Source organism: Streptomyces sp. TOM-9 (genome assembly GCF_056858595.1).
This window is the reverse complement of record NZ_JBXEQB010000001.1, coordinates 6,987,909-7,003,507: the sequence shown is the minus strand read 5'-3', so window position 1 is coordinate 7,003,507 and position 15,599 is coordinate 6,987,909. Positions and strand designations below refer to the sequence as shown.

Here is a 15,599-nt window from a genome sequence, read left to right as displayed (position 1 = left end):
GCCGCCTCTCACACATCCAGCGTGAGCCGGGGACGGGGGGCGTCCGTGCGGCCCGTGGGCGGTCGGCGGCTGCCCGCCTGGTACGGGAGGGGCCAGGGGGCGCCGGGTCCGGAGTAGTCCTGTTCGGCGGCGGCGTGGAGCGTCCAGTTGGGGTCGTAGAGGTGGGGGCGGGCGAGCGCGCACAGGTCGGCGCGGCCCGCGAGGATCAGGGAGTTGACGTCGTCCCAGGAGGAGATGGCGCCGACCGTGATGACGGGCACCCCGAGTTCGTTGCGGATCCGGTCGGCGTAGGGGGTCTGGTAGGAGCGGCCGAAGTCGGGGGCCTCGTCGGCGACGACCTGGCCGGTCGAGACGTCGATGGCGTCGGCACCGTGGGCGGCGAAGGCCCGGGCGATCTCGACCGCCTCGTCGGCGGTCGTACCGCCCTCGGCCCAGTCGGTGGCGGAGATGCGGACGGTCATCGGGCGGTCGGCGGGCCAGACCTCGCGGACGGCGTCGAAGACCTCCAGGGGGAAGCGCAGCCGTCCGGTCAGGTCGCGGCCGTAGGCGTCGGTGCGCCGGTTGGTGAGCGGGGAGAGGAAGGACGAGAGCAGGTAGCCGTGGGCGCAGTGCAGTTCCAGCAGGTCGAACCCGGCGCGGGCGCCGCGCGCGGCGGAGGCGGCGAACTGCTCGCGGATCTCGGCGAGCCCCTCGGCGTCCAGGGCGTGCGGGACCTGGCTCACGTGGGGGTGGTACGGCAGCGGGGAGGGGGCCGCGAGCGGCCAGTTGCCCTCCGGGAGCGGCTGGTCGATGCCCTCCCACATCAGCCGGGTGGAGCCCTTGCGGCCGCTGTGGCCGAGCTGGAGGCCGATCGCGGCCCCGGGCCGGGCGTGCACGAATTCGGTGACGCGGCGCCAGGCGTCCTCGTGCCCGTCGTTCCACAGGCCCGCGCAACCGGGGGTGATGCGGCCCTCGGGGCTGACGCAGACCATCTCGGTCATGACCAGGCCGGCGCCGCCGAGGGCGCGGGCGCCGAGGTGGACGAGGTGGAAGTCGCCGGGGGTGCCGTCGGTGGCGGAGTACATGTCCATCGGCGAGACGACGACCCGGTTGCGCAGGGTCAGCCCGCGCAGGGTGAAGGGGGTGAACATCGGCGGGGTGTCCGGCCCGGTGCCGAACTCCCGCTCCACGGAGGCGGTGAACTCCGCGTCGCGCAGCCGCAGGTTGTCGTGGGTGACCCGGCGGCTGCGGGTGAGCAGGTTGAAGGCGAACTGCCGGGGCGGCTGGGCGGTGTACTGCTCCAGGTGCTCGAACCACTCCAGGCTGGCCCGCGCGGCGCGCTGCGTGCTGGCGACGACCGGCTTGCGCTCGGCCTCGTAGGCGGCGAGCGCCTCGGGGACGCCGGGCTGCTCGTGCAGGCAGGCGGCGAGGGCGAGGGCGTCCTCCATGGCGAGCTTGGTGCCGGAGCCGATGGAGAAGTGCGCGGTGTGCGCGGCGTCGCCGAGGAGCACGATGTTCCCGTGCCGCCAGCGCTCGTTGACGACGGTGGTGAAGGCGATCCAGCGGGATCGGTTGCCGCGCAGGCCGTGGCCGTGCAGGGCGTCGGCGAAGATCTTCTCGCAGCGGGCGATCGACTCGGCCTCGTCCAGCCGGTCCAGCCCGGCGCGCTGCCAGACGTCCTCGCGCATCTCGACGATGAAGGTGCTCGCGTCCGGCCGGTACGGATAGCCGTGGGCCTGCATCACGCCGTGCTCGGTCTCGGCGATCTCGAAGCGGAAGGCGTCCAGGACGAGGTCGGTGGAGAGCCAGATGTAGCGGCAGCGGTGGCCGGTGAGGGTGGGGCGGAAGACGGCGGCGTGGGCCCCGCGGGTGGCGCTGCCCGCGCCGTCGGCGGCGATGACCAGGTCGTGGCCGCGGGCCAGCCGTTCGGCGGCCGGGGCGAGTTCGCGGCTGCGGACGGTCACGCCGAGCTCGCGGCAGCGGTCGTGGAGGACCGCCAGCAGCGTGCGCCGGTCCACCGCCGCGAAGCCGTGGCCGCCGGAGGTGACGGCACGGCCGCGGTGGCGCACGTCGATGTCGTCCCAGCGGGTGAACTCCCTTTCCAGGGCGCGGAAGACGACCGGGTCGGCGTGCTCGATGCCGCCGAGCGTCTCGTCGGACAGCACGACGCCGAAGCCGAAGGTGTCCTGCGGCGAGCCGCGCTCCCAGACCGTGATCTCACGTTCCGGGTCGAGGCGCTTGAGCAGTGCGGCCGCGTAGAGCCCGCCGGGGCCGCCGCCGATGATGGCCACCCGCACGGCTAACGGCCCTTCCAGTTGGGGCTGCGCTTGTCGGTGAACGCGGCGTGGAACTCGGCGTAGTCCTCGCTGGTCATCAGCAGCGCCTGGGTCGCGGCGTCCATCTCCACGGCGGCGCCGAGCGGCATGTCGAGCTCCGCGGTGAGCAGGGCCTTGGTCTGCGCGTACGCCAGCGCGGGACCGGCCGCCAGGCGCTTGGCGAGGGCGGCGGCGCTCGCGTCCGCCTGCCCGTCGTCGACGAGCTCGCTGACCAGGCCGATGCGGTCGGCCTCCGCGGCGCCGACGGTGTCGCCGAGCATCAGCAGCCGGGTGGCATGGCCGAGGCCGACGATGCGGGGCAGCAGGTAGGCGGCGCCCATGTCGGCGCCCGCGAGGCCGACCTTGGTGAAGAGGAAGGCGAAGCGGGCCGAGCGCTCGACGATCCGGAAGTCGGAGGCGAGGGCGATGACGGAACCGGCTCCGGCCGCGACGCCGTGGACGGCGGCGACGACGGGGAAGGGGGCCTCGCGGAGGGCGCGGACGACCTGCCCGGTCATGCGGGTGAAGTCCAGGAGCTGGCCCGCGCCCATGGCGAGGGTGGCACCGATGATCTCGTCGACGTCCCCGCCGGAGCAGAAGCCGCGACCGGCCCCCGCGAGCACGAGCACGCGGGTGTCGCCGTGGTGCGGCAGCTCGGTGAGCAGGTCGCGCAGGTCGGCGTAGGCGCCGAAGGTGAGCGCGTTGAGCTTGTCGGGCCGGTCGAGGGTGACGGTGACGACGCCGTCGGCGCGCTCGACGCGCAGGTGCCGCCATTCCTCGGTCCGGCCTGCGGAGCCTCGGTAGGGGCTCATGGGCACGTCCTCCTTCGCGGGGGAGGCAGGCTTGCCAACACCGCGAAGTTATCACTCCTTCGTGACCGCCGTCACGAGTGCGCGATATGCACGGCGCCTCACATGCCTGCCAGCGTGGCGACGAGGACGGCCTTGATGGTGTGCATCCGGTTCTCGGCCTGGTCGAAGACGATGGAGTACGCCGACTCGAATACCTCGTCGGTGACCTCCAGCGAGGTCAGCCCGTGCCGTTCGTGGATCTCCCGGGCCAAGGTGGTGCCCAGGTCGTGGAAGGCGGGCAGGCAGTGCATGAACTTCGCGTCGGGGCGGCCGGTGGCCCGCAGCACGTCCGCGGTCACGGCGTACGGCTTCAGCAGCGCGATGCGCTCGTCCCACACCTCGGCGGGCTCGCCCATGGACACCCAGACGTCGGTGTGGACGAACTCCGCGCCGGCGACCCCCTCGGCGACGTCCTCGGTCAGGGTGACGCGGGCGCCGGTGACCTCCGCGAGGCGCCGCGCCTCGGCGACGACGCCGTCGTCCGGCCACAGCTGCTCCGGGGCGGCGATGCGGACGTCCATGCCGAGGAGGGCTCCGGTGACCAGCAGCGAGTTGCCCATGTTGGAGCGGGCGTCGCCGAGGTAGGCGTAGGCGGTCTCCCCCAGCGGGGAACGGGAGTGCTCGGCCATGGTGAGCACGTCGGCGAGCATCTGGGTGGGGTGCCACTGGTCGGTGAGGCCGTTCCACACCGGCACCCCGGCGTGGGCTGCCAGTTCCTCGACGACCTCCTGGCCCGTCCCGCGGTACTCGATGCCGTCGTACATCCGGCCGAGCACGCGGGCGGTGTCCTTCACCGACTCCTTGTGGCCGAGCTGGGAGCCGGCCGGGTCCAGGTAGGTCGTGGACGCGCCCTGGTCGGCCGCGGCGACCTCGAAGGCGCAGCGGGTGCGGGTGGAGGTCTTGGCGAAGATCAGGGCGATGTTCCGGCCGGCGAGCCGCCGGACCTCGGTGCCCGCCTTCTTGGCCGCCTTCAGCTCGGCGGCCAGGTCCACCAGCCCGCGGAACTCCTCGGGGGCGAAGTCCAGCTCCTTGAGGAAGTGGCGGCCCGTGAGGTCGATGGCCATGGGGGCTCCTAGGTCGAGGTCGGCCGGGTGCCGAACATGAGTGCGCCGAGACCATGGAAGTCTATACGAATCGACGCATCCTTATACAGCCCGAACCCGGCCCACGGATCGCCCCGTCAGACCGGATCCCGCTCGATGGGGCAGCTCATGCAGCGCGGACCGCCGCGGCCGCGCCCCAGTTCGCTCCCGGGGATCTCTATGACCTCGATGCCTCGCTTGCGCAGGAAGGTGTTCGTGGTGACGTTGCGCTCGTACGCCAGCACGACGCCCGGCTCCAGCGCGAGCACGTTGCACCCGTCGTCCCACTGCTCGCGCTCGGCGGAATGGACGTCCTGGGTCGCGGTGAGCACGCGGATGTCGTCCAGGCCCAGGGCCGCCGCGATGGCCCGGTGCATGTGCTCCGGCGGGTGGTCGGTGACCTTCAGGTCGCGCTCCCCCGCGCCGGGCTCGATGGTGTACGAGCGCAGCATGCCCAGGCCCGCGTACTTGGTGAAGGTGTCGCCGTCGACCATCGTCATCACGGTGTCCAGGTGCATGAAGGCACGGCGCTTGGGCATGTCGAGGGCCACGATCGTGGTGGCCGACCCGGCGTTGAACAGGCGCTGGGCCAGCATCTCCACGGCCTGCGGGGTGGTGCGCTCGCTCATGCCGATGAGGACGGCGCCGTTGCCGATCACCAGGACGTCGCCGCCCTCGATGGTGGAGGGGTAGGCCGCCTGGCCCTCGGACCACACGTGGAAGGAGCCGCCCGCGAAGAGCGGGTGGTGGCGGTAGATCGCCTCGTAGTGGATCGTCTCGTGCCAGCGGGCCGGCCAGCGCATCGCGTTGATGCTGACCCCGTCGTAGACCCAGGCCGAGGTGTCCCGGGTGAAGATGTGGTTGGGCAGCGGGTTGACCAGGAAGTCGTCCAGGTCCGTCACGTGGAAGCGGACCGAGGTCGGCTCCGCGAAACGGGCCAGGAACTCCCGCTTGGTCATGCCGCCCACCAGGGCCTCGGTCAGCTCGGCCGCGGACAGCTCGTCGAAGGCGGCGCGCAGGTGGTCGGTGACCACCGGGCCGTACTCCTTCTCGTCGAAGACCCGGTCCAGCACCATGCGCCGGGCCTCGGGCAGGGTCAGCGTCTCGCGCAGCAGGTCACCGAAGAGGTGCACGGCCACGCCCCGGTCGCGCAGCACGTCGGCGAAGCCGTCGTGCTCGGCACGGGCCCGGCGCACCCACAGGACGTCGTCGAAGAGCAGGGCGTCCTTGTTCGACGGCGTGAGCCTTTTCAGCTCCAGGTCGGGGCGGTGGAGGATGACGCGGTGCAGCCGCCCTGCCTCGGAGTCCACATGGAATGCCATGGAGCTAGACATTCCCACTTGGCAAGGGTTTACCGCCAGGGAGGGGCGGGCACCCGGGTGCCCGCCCCCCGCCCGTCACAGCCGGGGGTCCACCGGCTCGGACTCCAGCGCCAGGACGGCGAAGACCGCCTCGTGCACGCGCCACAGCGGCTCGCCCGCGGCCAGCCGGTCCAGCGCCTCCAGGCCCAGGCCGTACTCGCGCAGCGCGAGGGAGCGCTTGTGGCCCAGGGCGCGGGAGCGGAGCCTGGCCAGCTGGTCGGGCCGGGTGTACTCGGGACCGTAGATGATCCGCAGGTACTCCCGGCCGCGGCACTTGATGCCGGGCTGGACCAGCCGGTTGCCGTCCTCGGTGCGCACCAGCGCCTGGAGCGGCTTGACGACCATGCCCTCGCCGCCGGCGGAGGTCAGCTCCAGCCACCACTGCGTACCGGCAGCCACCGACTCCTCGTCGCGGGTGTCGACCAGCAGCCGGCGGGTCTCCTGGAGCAGCCCCGTCGGGTCGGCGGCGACCATGCGGTCGATGAGCGCCAGCTGCTCGTCGTGCGCGAGCGCGGCGAGACTGCGGCCCTGGGCGGCCAGGATCTGGAACGGCGCGAGACGCACCCCGTCCAGGCCCTCGGTCGTCCAGCAGTAGCGCCGGTACGCCTCGGTGAAGGCGGCGGCGTCGGCCGACCGCCCGCGCTGCCGCTCCAGCAGGCCCGCCACGTCGGTGCCGCGCGCGGCGGCGGATTCCAGGGCGGCGATCGCGCCCGGGAAGACCGCGCCGGAGGCGGCGCCCACGGCGGCGTACTGCTTGCGCAGCAGGCCGGTGGCCTTCAGCGACCAGGGCAGCAGCTCGGCGTCGAGCAGCAGCCAGTCCGTGCCCAGCTCCTCCCAGAGCCCGGCGGCGGTGACCGAGGCCCGCAGCCGGTCCAGGACCTGCTCGGTGACGGCCGGGTCGTCGAAGAACGGACGGCCCGTGCGCGTGTGCAGGGCGCCCGTCACGCCGCCGGTCACCCCGAAGCGCTCGGCGGCCGTCTCCGCGTCGCGGCACACCAGCGCCACGGCGCGGGAGCCCATGTGCTTCTCCTCGCAGAGCACCTGGCCGATGCCGTCCGCGCGGTAGGCGGCGAACGCCTCGTGCGGGTGCTCCAGGTAACCCTCCCGTTGCGAGGTCGCGCACGGCGACATCGTCGGCGGCAGGTACATCAGCAGCCGCGGGTCGACCGCGAAGCGGCTCATGACCTCCAGCGCGGCGGCCGCGTTCTCCTCACGGACGGCGACCCGGCCGTGGTGCACGGTCTCCACGACACGGCGGCCGGCGACGTCGGCGAGGTCGAGCGGCCGCCCGTCCTGCCCACCGGGGGCCTGGCTCGCGAGCGGCTTCGCCGGCTCGTACCAGACCCGCTCGGCGGGGACGTCGACGATCTCGCGCTCGGGCCAGCGCAGGGCGGTCATCCGCCCGCCGAAGACGGCGCCGGTGTCGAGGCAGATCGTGTTGTTGATCCACGAGGTGCTCGGCACGGGTGTGTGGCCGTAGACGACGGCGGCGCGGCCGCGGTAGTCCTCGGCCCACGGGTAGCGCACGGGCAGGCCGAACTCGTCGGTCTCGCCGGTGGTGTCGCCGTACAGGGCGTGCGAGCGGACCCGGCCGGAGGTGCGGCCGTGGTACTTCTCGGGCAGGCCGGCGTGGCAGACGACCAGCTTGCCGCCGTCGAGGACGTAGTGGCTGACGAGTCCTTCGATGAACTCGCGCACCTGCTCGCGGAAGGCGGGGTCCTTCTCGTCCTCCTTCTCCAGCTGCTCGATGGTCTCGGCGAGGCCGTGGGTGTGCTGGACCTTCTTGCCCTTCAGCCAGCGGCCCAGCTTGTTCTCGTGGTTGCCGGGCACGCACAGGGCGCTGCCTGCGGCGACCATGCCCATGACGCGGCGCAGCACGCCGGGGCTGTCGGGGCCGCGGTCGACGAGGTCCCCCACGAAGACGGCCGTGCGGCCCTCGGGGTGCACGCCGTCGACGTAGCCCAGCTTGCCGAGCACGGTCTCCAGCTCGGAGCTGCAGCCGTGGATGTCACCGATGATGTCGAACGGGCCGGTGAACTCGCGCTTGTCGTTGTAGCGGCGCTCCAGCACGACCTCGGCCGCCTCGACCTCCTCGGTGCCGCGCAGGACGTGCACCTTGCGGAAGCCCTCGCGCTCCAGCTGCCGCAGGGAGCGGCGCAGCTCGCGCTGCTGGCGCTGCACGACGTGCCGGGGCAGGTGGGCGCGGTCGGGACGGGACGCGTTCCGCTCGATGCAGACCTGCTCGGGGACGTCGAGGACGATCGCGATGGGCAGCACGTCGTACTCGCGGGCGAGCCGGACGAGCTGGCGGCGGCTCTCCTGCTGCACGCTGGTGGCGTCGACGACGGTGAGCCGGCCGGCGGCCAGCCGCTTGCCCGCGATGTAGTGCAGCACGTCGAAGGCGTCGCCGCTGGCGCCCTGGTCGTTCTCGTCGTCGCTGACCAGGCCGCGGCAGAAGTCCGAGGAGATCACCTCGGTAGGCTTGAAGTGGCGCCGGGCGAAGGTGGACTTGCCGGAGCCGGTGGTGCCGATCAGGACCACGAGGGAAAGGTCGGTCACCGGGAGGGTGCGCTTGCCGGTCATGCGGACGTGACCTCCTTCGCGGTCATCGTGAGAACTGCCATCTGGGTGGGCGGGCCGACCTCGGGGTCGTCGGGGCCGACGGGGACGAACCGCACGCCGTAGCCGTACCGTCCGGCGACCTGCTCCGCCCAGGAGCGGAACTCCGCCCGCGTCCACTCGAAGCGGTGGTCCGCGTGCCGGGCGTGCCCGGCGGGCAGCGTCTCCCAGCGCACGTTGTACTCGACGTTCGGCGTGGTCACGACCACGGTCGCGGGTCGTGCCGCACCGAAGACGGCGTACTCCAGGGCGGGGAGCCGGGGCAGGTCGAGGTGCTCGACGACCTCGCTGAGCACCGCGGCGTCGTAGCCCTTGAGGCGGGCGTCGGTGTACGTCAGGGAACCCTGCACGAGCCGGACGCGGGAGGACTGCCGCTCGCCCATGCGGTCCAGCCGCAGTCGCCGCGCCGCCTCGCCCAGGGCCCGGGCCGACACGTCGACGCCGAGGACCTCGGTGAAGCGGACGTCCTTCAGCAGCGCGCCGACCAGCTGGCCCTGACCGCAGCCTAGGTCGAGGACCCGGCTCGCCCCGGCGTCGCGGAGCTCCGCCAGGATCGCCTCGCGGCGCTGCACCGCCAGGGGCAGCGGCTTCTCCTCGGTGTCCACCTCCTCGTCGACGGCGTTGTCCAGCTCCTCGGCCTCGCTGTCGTCGGCCTCGGCGAGCCGGGCCAGTTCCAGCCGCTCCATGGCCTGCCGGGTCAGCGACCAGCGGCGGGCGAGGTAGCGGCTGGTGATCAGCCGCTGCTCCGGGTGGCCGGCGAGCCATCCGTCGCCCATGCGCAGCAGCTTGTCGACCTCGTCGGGCGACACCCAGTAGTGCTTGGCGTCGTCCAGGACCGGGAGCAGCACGTACAGGTGCCGCAGGGCCTCGGACAGCCGCAGCTCGCCCTCCAGGGCCAGCCGCACGTAGCGCGACTCGCCCCACTCGGGGAACCGCTCGTCCAGCGCGACCGGTTCGGCCTCCACGGTCCAGCCCAGCGGCTCGAACAGCCGGCGGACGAGGGCGGCACCGCCGCGCGCGGGCACGGCGGGGATCTCGATCCGCAGCGGCAGCGGCTGTGCGGCCCGCTCGGGGCGGGCGTCGCAGACGCCCCTCAGGGCGCTGGCGAACACCGTGCGGAGGGCGACCGCGAGCAGCGACGAGGCGGCGTACGGCCGGTCGTTGACGTAGTGGCCGAGAGCGGAGTCCGGGGCTCCGCCCCGGCCCTTGCCCTTGCCGCGCCGCACGAGCGCCACCGGATCGACCTCCAGCAGCAGCGCGGCCGTGCACCGTTGCTCGGACACCATGGGGTAGAAGACATGGGCGTCGCCGTAGGAGGTCGAGAAGACCTGGGCCTTCTCCGGATGCTTGTGCAGCAGGAAGCCGAGGTCCGTGGCGGGCATGCCGCCGCTGCCGGTGGTCGTTATCGTCAGGAACACCGCCTGAGTATCGCCTGCCCGTCCCCGCTCCGAACAGCGGTTTTCCCCGGCTGTGGGGTGAGTGCGCGGGCGAGGGCGGATATCTGCGCAGGGCCGACCCGGCAGCATCCCCCGATGAGCCGGGCACCGGCCCGCTGCCAGCCGGACGCAAGCGCCGGGTCGAAGACGGAGCCGCCGCCCCAGTCGCGGGCCCGTTCGTCCCAGATCTCGCCGCTGTTGGGGTAGACGACCACGGGACGGTCCACGGTCGCCGCCGCCGTCTCCACCGCCAGGGCGGCGTCCGCCGGGTCACAGCAGTTGACGCCGACGGCGATCACCGCGTCCGCGTCCGCCGCGATCCGGAACGCCTCCTCCAGCGGCTGGCCCGCCCGGGTCGTCGCGCCGGCGACGGTGTAGCTCAGCCAGACCGGCACGCCGAGGTCCGCGACGATCCTCAGCAGCGCCTCCGCCTCGTCGATGTCGGGCACGGTCTCCAGCGCCAGGACGTCCGGACCGGCCTCGGCCAGCGTCTCGATCCTGGGCCGGTGGAAGCGCTCCAGTTCCGCGACGCTCAGCCCGTAGCGGCCCCGGTACTCGCTGCCGTCCGCGAGCATGGCGCCGTACGGTCCCACGGAGGCCGCCACCCAGACGTCGTCGCGGTCGTGGGCGGCGGCACGGGCGAGGGCGACGCTGCGGCGCAGCAGGGCGGTCGCCTCCTGCCGCCCGATGCCGCGCGCGGCGAAGCCCTCGTAGGTTGCCTGGTAGCTGGAGGTGATGAGCACCCGCGCGCCCGCCCGCACGTAGGCGGTGTGCGCCGCCTCGATCTGCTCCGGCGCGTCGGCGAGCAGCCGGGCCGACCAGAGCACGTCGGCCAGGTCGCAGCCCTGGTCGGCGAGCTGGTTGGACAGCCCGCCGTCGAGGACGACGGTGGACTCGGCCAGGGCCTGCGCCAAGGGCCGGCGGGGTGCGGGCATCGCGGGTGCTCCTTGCGGTGGTGTGCCGGGGTCAGCCGAGCTGCGACTGGACCTCGGAGGCGATCAGTTCCAGGTGCCCGAGGTCGCTCAGGTCCAGGATCTGCAGGTAGAAGCGGGTGGCACCGAGCTCGGCGTAGCGGCCGATCTTGTCGACGACCTCGGCAGGGGACCCGGCGAGGCCGTTGGCCTTGAGCTCCTCGACCTCGCGGCCGATGGTGGCGGCCCGGCGGGCGACCTCGGCGTCGTCCTTGCCGACGCACACGACGAGGGCGTTGGAGTAGACGATCTCGTCCTTGCCCCGGCCGTGTGCCTCGGCGGCCTCCCGGACCCGGGCGAACTGCTGGGCGGTGTCCTCCAGCGAACCGAACGGCAGGTTGAACTCGTCGGCGTAGCGGGCCGCGAGCCGCGGGGTGCGCCTGGCGCCGTGCCCGCCGATGAGGACGGGGAGCTTCGCCTGGGCCGGCTTGGGCAGGGCGGGCGAGTTCTCCACCGTGTAGTGCGCGCCCTTGAAGTCGAAGGTCTCGCCCATCGGGGTGCCCCACAGCCCGGTGACGATGGCGAGCTGCTCCTCCAGCCGGGCGAACTTCTCCTTCGGGAAGGGGATGCCGTACGCGGCGTGCTCGTCCGCGTACCACCCGGCGCCCAGGCCCAGCTCGACGCGGCCGCCCGACATCTGGTCCACCTGCGCGACCTGGATGGCGAGCACACCGGGCAGCCGGAACGTGGCGGCCGTCATCAGGGTGCCGAGCCGGATCCGCTTCGTCTCGCGGGCGAGGCCGGCCAGGGTGATCCACGCGTCGGTCGGCCCCGGCAGGCCGTCCGCGTCGCCCATCTTGAGGTAGTGGTCCGACCGGAAGAAGGCATCAAAGCCGAGCTCCTCGGTCGCCTTGGCGACGGAGAGCAGGGTGTCGTACGAGGCCCCTTGCTGGGGCTCGGTGAAGATTCGAAGATCCATGACTCCATCCTGCACCTCTCCGGTCCGAATCGATCGGCAACCTGTGGCGCGTGGCACCTTCTCCGACCAGAGGCAACGGCAATCCGCCAACTCCGTTCCCGCGCAGGAGGCTTGCCGTTCATGCGCCCTCCCGTTGCCGCGCCTCGACCGCGCGCAGGAGCACACCCACCCGGTCCTTGGACTCGTCGGCGGCGTCCACCGCCTCGATGCACTGCCAGTACTCCGTCTCGCTCTCGGCGGTGCAGGCCACCGAGACCAGGGCCATGCCCAGCTCCGACAGCAGCTCGCGCAGTTCGCGCAAGGTCCCGGCCGGCTCGCGCACGTCGGTGAGCAGGGACGCCCGCAACGGCCCGGAGGCCACCCCCGGCGGCCCCGTGGCGCCGCAGGCCCTGCCGCCCGCCTCGCAGACGGAGAAGCCGGGGGTGCGCAGCTCGGGCGCCCCGTGGAGGGCGAGGTGGCTGCCGACCGCCTCCGTCAGCGCCTGCACCTGCCAGGCCTCCGCCATCAGCTCACGCTCGGTCCCGCCGCTTCGCAGCGCCTCCCGCGTGGCCCGGATCAGCCGTACCGCGTCCATCACGACGCACCTCCGCCCCGTCTCCGCCCCGTCGATCCCGTTCCTCACTCAGAGTGACGGATCGCGACGCGAGGTGGAAGTGGCCGGTTCCCGCCTGTGGACAACCCGCTCAGCCGCCCGTGACAACGGGCGAACGCGCGGTTGACCGGAACCCCCGCACCCGTGGCGCACCCGCCGCCGCGCGCCTCAGTCCCCGGCCCCTGGCAGCGGGAAGCGCAGCTCGTTGCGGTCGATCTTGGCGGACAGCGCCTCGAGCACGTCGACGCCGAGCACCTCGCAGAACTGCAGCAGGTACGCGAGCACGTCCGCCACCTCGTCTCGTACCCGGTGGGCGCTGTCGGGGTCCTCCATGACCCGTGTCGCCTGCTCGGGCGTGAGCCACTGGAAGATCTCCAGGAGCTCGGAGGCCTCGACGCTCAGGGCCACGGCCAGGTTCTTGGGCGTGTGGTACGGCTCCCAGCGCCGGGCGGCCGCGAAGGCGGCCAGCCTGCGCTGCAGCGCGTGCAGATCCTCGGTCACACCCGCAGGTCTACCCCATCGCCGCCGCGTGCTGCGCCGTGGCCTGCCCGGCCGGCGGGGCCCCGGTGTCCGGCGCGTCCGGACCCGCCCCCTGGGCCGGCACCCGTTCCGGGTCGGCCGCGGCGCTCCCGAGGCGCAGCAGGGTGACCCCGTCCGCCCCCTCGGCCACCGAGGGGTCGTGCACCGTGCCGAGCAGCCTGATGTGGCCGCGCTCGGCGACCAGGGCGGCCAGCGCCAGCAACTGCCGCGTCTGCGCCCGGTCGAGACCGGCGTCCAGTCCGTCCGCCAGGACCGTGAGTACCTGCACGGCGTCCGGCACCTCGCCGCTGGTGTCCACCTCCAGCACGCCCGGCCCGGTGAGCAGCACCAGCGCCAGCGCGAGGAAGCGCAACTCCCCGTCGCCGAGCCGGTCCACCGGCACCAGCCCCAGCGGTCCCCGGTCGACGGCCGCGAGTACGGACTCCGCGTACGCCCCCGTCCCCGGCTCCCCCGCGGGGATCACCGTCAGGCCCTCGACGGGCGGGCTGCACACCGCCCGCAGGGCACCGACCAGCGCCGCGTGCCGCGTACGGCACTCGCCCTGGGTGCGGCGCAGCACCGCCGAGAGGTTGTCGCAGCCGCCGCGGAGCAGGCCGTCCGCCACGCGCGCGGGTTCCCGCATCGCGTGCGGCCGGGGGTCGACGGGGAACGCCCCGCGCAGCGCGAGCACCGTCTGCTCGGCGGCGGCGAGCACCAGCCGCTGCCCCTCGGTCGTCCCCGCGACGCGCAGCGGCAGCAGGGAGGTGGCCAGCCGGTCGTCGGGCAGCGGGGCCCGGGTCACCGGGACCAGCCCCGCCGTGTGCCAGGCCGCCTGGACCGTGCGCCGTCCCGGGTCGCGCAGCGCGGTGGCGAGCAGGGTCTCCCCGGCGCCGGTCAACCGCTCGCCGACGATGCGCAGTTCGGGTTCGGTCTGCACGGCGACGTCGAGCACGACGGGGCCGACCGCGCCGTCCACCGTGCACCCGATGCGGAATCCGCGCCGCCCCTCCGCGTCCGGCCGGGCCGCGTGGGGCACGCAGGCCGCCACTCCCCCGCGCACGCCGTCGAACGCCGTCGCCAGTTCCTCGCCCGCGGCGAGCCGGCCGAGCAGGCCGAGGCCCTCCAGGACGCTGGACTTGCCGGTCCCGCTCGCGCCGCCCAGCAGGGTGAGCGGCCCGAGCGGGAAGCTCGCGCCGCGATGCGACTTGAAGGCGGAGAGCCGCAGTTCGGTGACGACCGGGCGGTCACGCTTCGTGCTCATGGACGCGAACGTAGCGGCGGCGCCCGGTGCCGAACCGTTCCGCCGGGCCGGTGGTCCTCCGAAAGTGGGTAAGCCCGGCGAGGCGACGGTTAATGTGGCGGGGTGACCGGATACGTGGCGCTCCTGCGCGGGATCAACGTCGGAGCGACGACCAGGCTCCCGATGCAGGACCTGCGACAGCTGCTGGAGGAGATCGGCGGCACCTGCGTGCGCACCCATCTGCAGAGCGGCAACGCCCTGTTCGAGCACGAGCAGGCCGACCCGGGGAAGCTGGCGGACGCGCTGGAGGCGGCCATCGCCGCCGCGTTCGACGGGCGGAAGGTGCCGTGCGTCGTCCGCGAGGCGACCGCACTCGCCGGGGTCGTCGAGCGCAACCCGTTCGACATGACGGGCGTCGATCCCGCGCGCTTCCTGGTCACCTTCCTGTCCGGGCCGGTCGATCCGGACCGGATCGCCGGTCTCGACCCGGCCGACTACGCGCCCGACGACTTCCGCCCCGGCGAGCGCGAGATCTACGTGCACTGCCCGGGCGGGGTGCAGAAGACCCGGCTGTCCCACGCGCTGTGGGAGAAGCGCCTGGGCCTGACGGCCACGGCCCGCAACTGGAACACCGTGACCCGCCTGGCGGCGATGGCCACGGAGTGACGGGGCGGGCCGGCGCGCGCCCCGTCACCCCCTCCCGCTCAGCCCAGGCCCCAGCCCGTCCCGAGCCGGTACGCCGCGCAGAGGTTGACGTCGAGCATGTAGGCGGCCGCCGTGCCGCACTGGGCCGCCCCGCTGCCCGGGTCGACGGGCTGGCCGTGGCCCATGCCCGTGATGCTGTACGTCTCGACGACGGCGGCGCCCGAAGCGTCCTTGTACGTCCGGTGCGGGAAGCCCGCCACGGTGTCGGAGACGTCGGCGGTCTGGTCGGCGCCGTGCACATCCGTCCACTGCCGTACGAGGTCGTCCATGTTGACGGGCTTGACCGTGTAGTCGGCGGTGCCCTGGAAGACGGTCAGCCGCGGCCACGGGCCCGCGTGCGAGGGGAAGGCGGCGCGGACCCGGGCGCCCCACTGCGCGGGGGTCTGCGTCGCGCCGACGTACATGCACACGTACGGCGAACCCGCCGCCTGCGCGCAGCCGTACGGCAGCCCGGCGACCACGCCGCCCGCGGCGTACACGTCGGGATAGGCCGCCATCATCACCGCGGTCATCGCGCCGCCCGCGGAGAGCCCGGTGACGTACACCCGGGACGGATCCGCGCCGGCGTCCGCGATCTGACGGTCGGTCATCTGCCGGATGGAGGCGGCCTCGCCCTGGCCGCGCGCGATGTCGCCGGTCTGGAACCAGTTGAAGCACTGGCTGAGGTTGTTGGCCGAGGTCTGCCCGGGCAGCACCACGGAGAAGCCCCAGCGGTCCGCCAGGGCGGTCCAGCCGCTCTGGGCGCCGTACCCCTGGGCGTTCTGGGTGCAGCCGTGGAGGGCGACGACGACCGGCCGGCCCTGCGGCAGCCCGGCGGGGACGTAGCGGTACATCCGCAGCGCGCCCGGGTTGCTGCCGAAGCCCGTCACCTCCTCGATCGCGCCGGCGGCGTGGGCGGGACGGACGGGGACGAGGGCGGCGAGGAGCGCCACGAGGACGGCGAGCAGGGCGGCACGCGGGCGGCCCCGGTGGAGTGCGGCTCTGAGTAAGGTCATGCGCCGGACGGTAGG

General features: G+C 73.5%; 13 protein-coding genes. 1 reads left to right on the top strand and 12 read right to left on the bottom strand.

Annotated elements, in window-relative coordinates; all coding sequences use genetic code 11:
- Positions 1 to 8: 8 nt before the first annotated feature.
- The 11 genes from AC1VWI_RS32520 to AC1VWI_RS32470 form a co-directional block, all read right to left on the bottom strand.
- On the bottom strand, positions 9 to 2,276 hold the full coding sequence (locus AC1VWI_RS32520; RefSeq protein WP_499514562.1) for a bifunctional salicylyl-CoA 5-hydroxylase/oxidoreductase: 2,268 nt from the start codon (positions 2,274 to 2,276) through the stop codon (positions 9 to 11).
- 2 nt (positions 2,277 to 2,278) lie between these two features.
- Positions 2,279 to 3,106 carry an enoyl-CoA hydratase family protein gene (locus AC1VWI_RS32515; protein ID WP_499514561.1) on the bottom strand — a complete coding sequence of 276 codons (828 nt, stop codon included), beginning with the start codon at positions 3,104 to 3,106 and terminating at the stop codon, positions 2,279 to 2,281.
- 98 nt (positions 3,107 to 3,204) lie between these two features.
- A complete protein-coding gene (gene argF, locus AC1VWI_RS32510; RefSeq protein WP_499514560.1) occupies positions 3,205 to 4,209 on the bottom strand; it encodes an ornithine carbamoyltransferase in 1,005 nt (334 codons plus the stop codon).
- 116 nt (positions 4,210 to 4,325) lie between these two features.
- The gene (locus tag AC1VWI_RS32505; RefSeq protein ID WP_499514559.1) at positions 4,326 to 5,549 is read right to left on the bottom strand and encodes an arginine deiminase; all 1,224 of its coding nucleotides are present in this window, start codon (positions 5,547 to 5,549) and stop codon (positions 4,326 to 4,328) included.
- Positions 5,550 to 5,624: 75 nt separating this feature from the next.
- Entirely contained in the window at positions 5,625 to 8,171 is a 2,547-nt protein-coding gene (locus tag AC1VWI_RS32500) for a polynucleotide kinase-phosphatase (RefSeq protein ID WP_499514558.1), read from the bottom strand.
- Positions 8,168 to 9,625: a 3' terminal RNA ribose 2'-O-methyltransferase Hen1 gene (locus AC1VWI_RS32495; protein ID WP_499514557.1), complete on the bottom strand. Its 1,458-nt coding sequence runs from the start codon at positions 9,623 to 9,625 to the stop codon at positions 8,168 to 8,170. The genes AC1VWI_RS32500 and AC1VWI_RS32495 overlap by 4 nt, the downstream gene beginning before the upstream one ends.
- Complete coding sequence (gene mmuM / locus AC1VWI_RS32490; RefSeq protein ID WP_499514556.1) at positions 9,616 to 10,578, bottom strand: homocysteine S-methyltransferase; 963 nt, start codon at positions 10,576 to 10,578, stop codon at positions 9,616 to 9,618. Before mmuM ends, AC1VWI_RS32495 begins: the two co-directional genes overlap by 10 nt.
- Positions 10,579 to 10,609: 31 nt before the next feature.
- Entirely contained in the window at positions 10,610 to 11,533 is a 924-nt protein-coding gene (locus tag AC1VWI_RS32485; protein ID WP_499514555.1) for an LLM class F420-dependent oxidoreductase, read from the bottom strand.
- Between the two features lie 118 nt (positions 11,534 to 11,651).
- A complete protein-coding gene (locus AC1VWI_RS32480; RefSeq protein WP_499514554.1) occupies positions 11,652 to 12,107 on the bottom strand; it encodes a DUF6099 family protein in 456 nt (151 codons plus the stop codon).
- A 186-nt stretch (positions 12,108 to 12,293) separates the two neighbouring features.
- Positions 12,294 to 12,626, bottom strand: a complete 333-nt coding sequence (locus AC1VWI_RS32475; protein WP_499514553.1) for a nucleotide pyrophosphohydrolase — start codon at positions 12,624 to 12,626, stop codon at positions 12,294 to 12,296.
- A gap of 10 nt (positions 12,627 to 12,636) precedes the next feature.
- Positions 12,637 to 13,905, bottom strand: coding sequence for an AAA family ATPase (locus tag AC1VWI_RS32470; RefSeq protein ID WP_499514552.1), 1,269 nt, complete (start codon positions 13,903 to 13,905; stop codon positions 12,637 to 12,639).
- A 102-nt stretch (positions 13,906 to 14,007) separates the two neighbouring features.
- Between AC1VWI_RS32470 and AC1VWI_RS32465 the strand changes: the two genes are divergently transcribed.
- Positions 14,008 to 14,550, top strand: a complete 543-nt coding sequence (locus tag AC1VWI_RS32465; RefSeq protein WP_499514551.1) for a DUF1697 domain-containing protein — start codon at positions 14,008 to 14,010, stop codon at positions 14,548 to 14,550.
- A gap of 38 nt (positions 14,551 to 14,588) precedes the next feature.
- Here the strand turns inward: AC1VWI_RS32465 and AC1VWI_RS32460 are convergent, their stop codons facing one another.
- On the bottom strand, positions 14,589 to 15,584 hold the full coding sequence (locus tag AC1VWI_RS32460) for an extracellular catalytic domain type 1 short-chain-length polyhydroxyalkanoate depolymerase (protein WP_499514550.1): 996 nt from the start codon (positions 15,582 to 15,584) through the stop codon (positions 14,589 to 14,591).
- Positions 15,585 to 15,599: the final 15 nt, after the last annotated feature.

Coding starts and splice junctions, on each gene's coding strand:
- AC1VWI_RS32515 (WP_499514561.1), bottom strand. CDS start 3,106: ATGAGCCCCTACCGAGGCTCCGCAGGCCGGACCGAGGAATGGCGGCAC.
- argF (WP_499514560.1), bottom strand. CDS start 4,209: ATGGCCATCGACCTCACGGGCCGCCACTTCCTCAAGGAGCTGGACTTC.
- AC1VWI_RS32505 (WP_499514559.1), bottom strand. CDS start 5,549: ATGGCATTCCATGTGGACTCCGAGGCAGGGCGGCTGCACCGCGTCATC.
- AC1VWI_RS32500 (WP_499514558.1), bottom strand. CDS start 8,171: ATGACCGGCAAGCGCACCCTCCCGGTGACCGACCTTTCCCTCGTGGTC.
- mmuM (WP_499514556.1), bottom strand. CDS start 10,578: ATGCCCGCACCCCGCCGGCCCTTGGCGCAGGCCCTGGCCGAGTCCACC.
- AC1VWI_RS32485 (WP_499514555.1), bottom strand. CDS start 11,533: ATGGATCTTCGAATCTTCACCGAGCCCCAGCAAGGGGCCTCGTACGAC.
- AC1VWI_RS32480 (WP_499514554.1), bottom strand. CDS start 12,107: ATGGACGCGGTACGGCTGATCCGGGCCACGCGGGAGGCGCTGCGAAGC.
- AC1VWI_RS32470 (WP_499514552.1), bottom strand. CDS start 13,905: ATGAGCACGAAGCGTGACCGCCCGGTCGTCACCGAACTGCGGCTCTCC.
- AC1VWI_RS32460 (WP_499514550.1), bottom strand. CDS start 15,584: ATGACCTTACTCAGAGCCGCACTCCACCGGGGCCGCCCGCGTGCCGCC.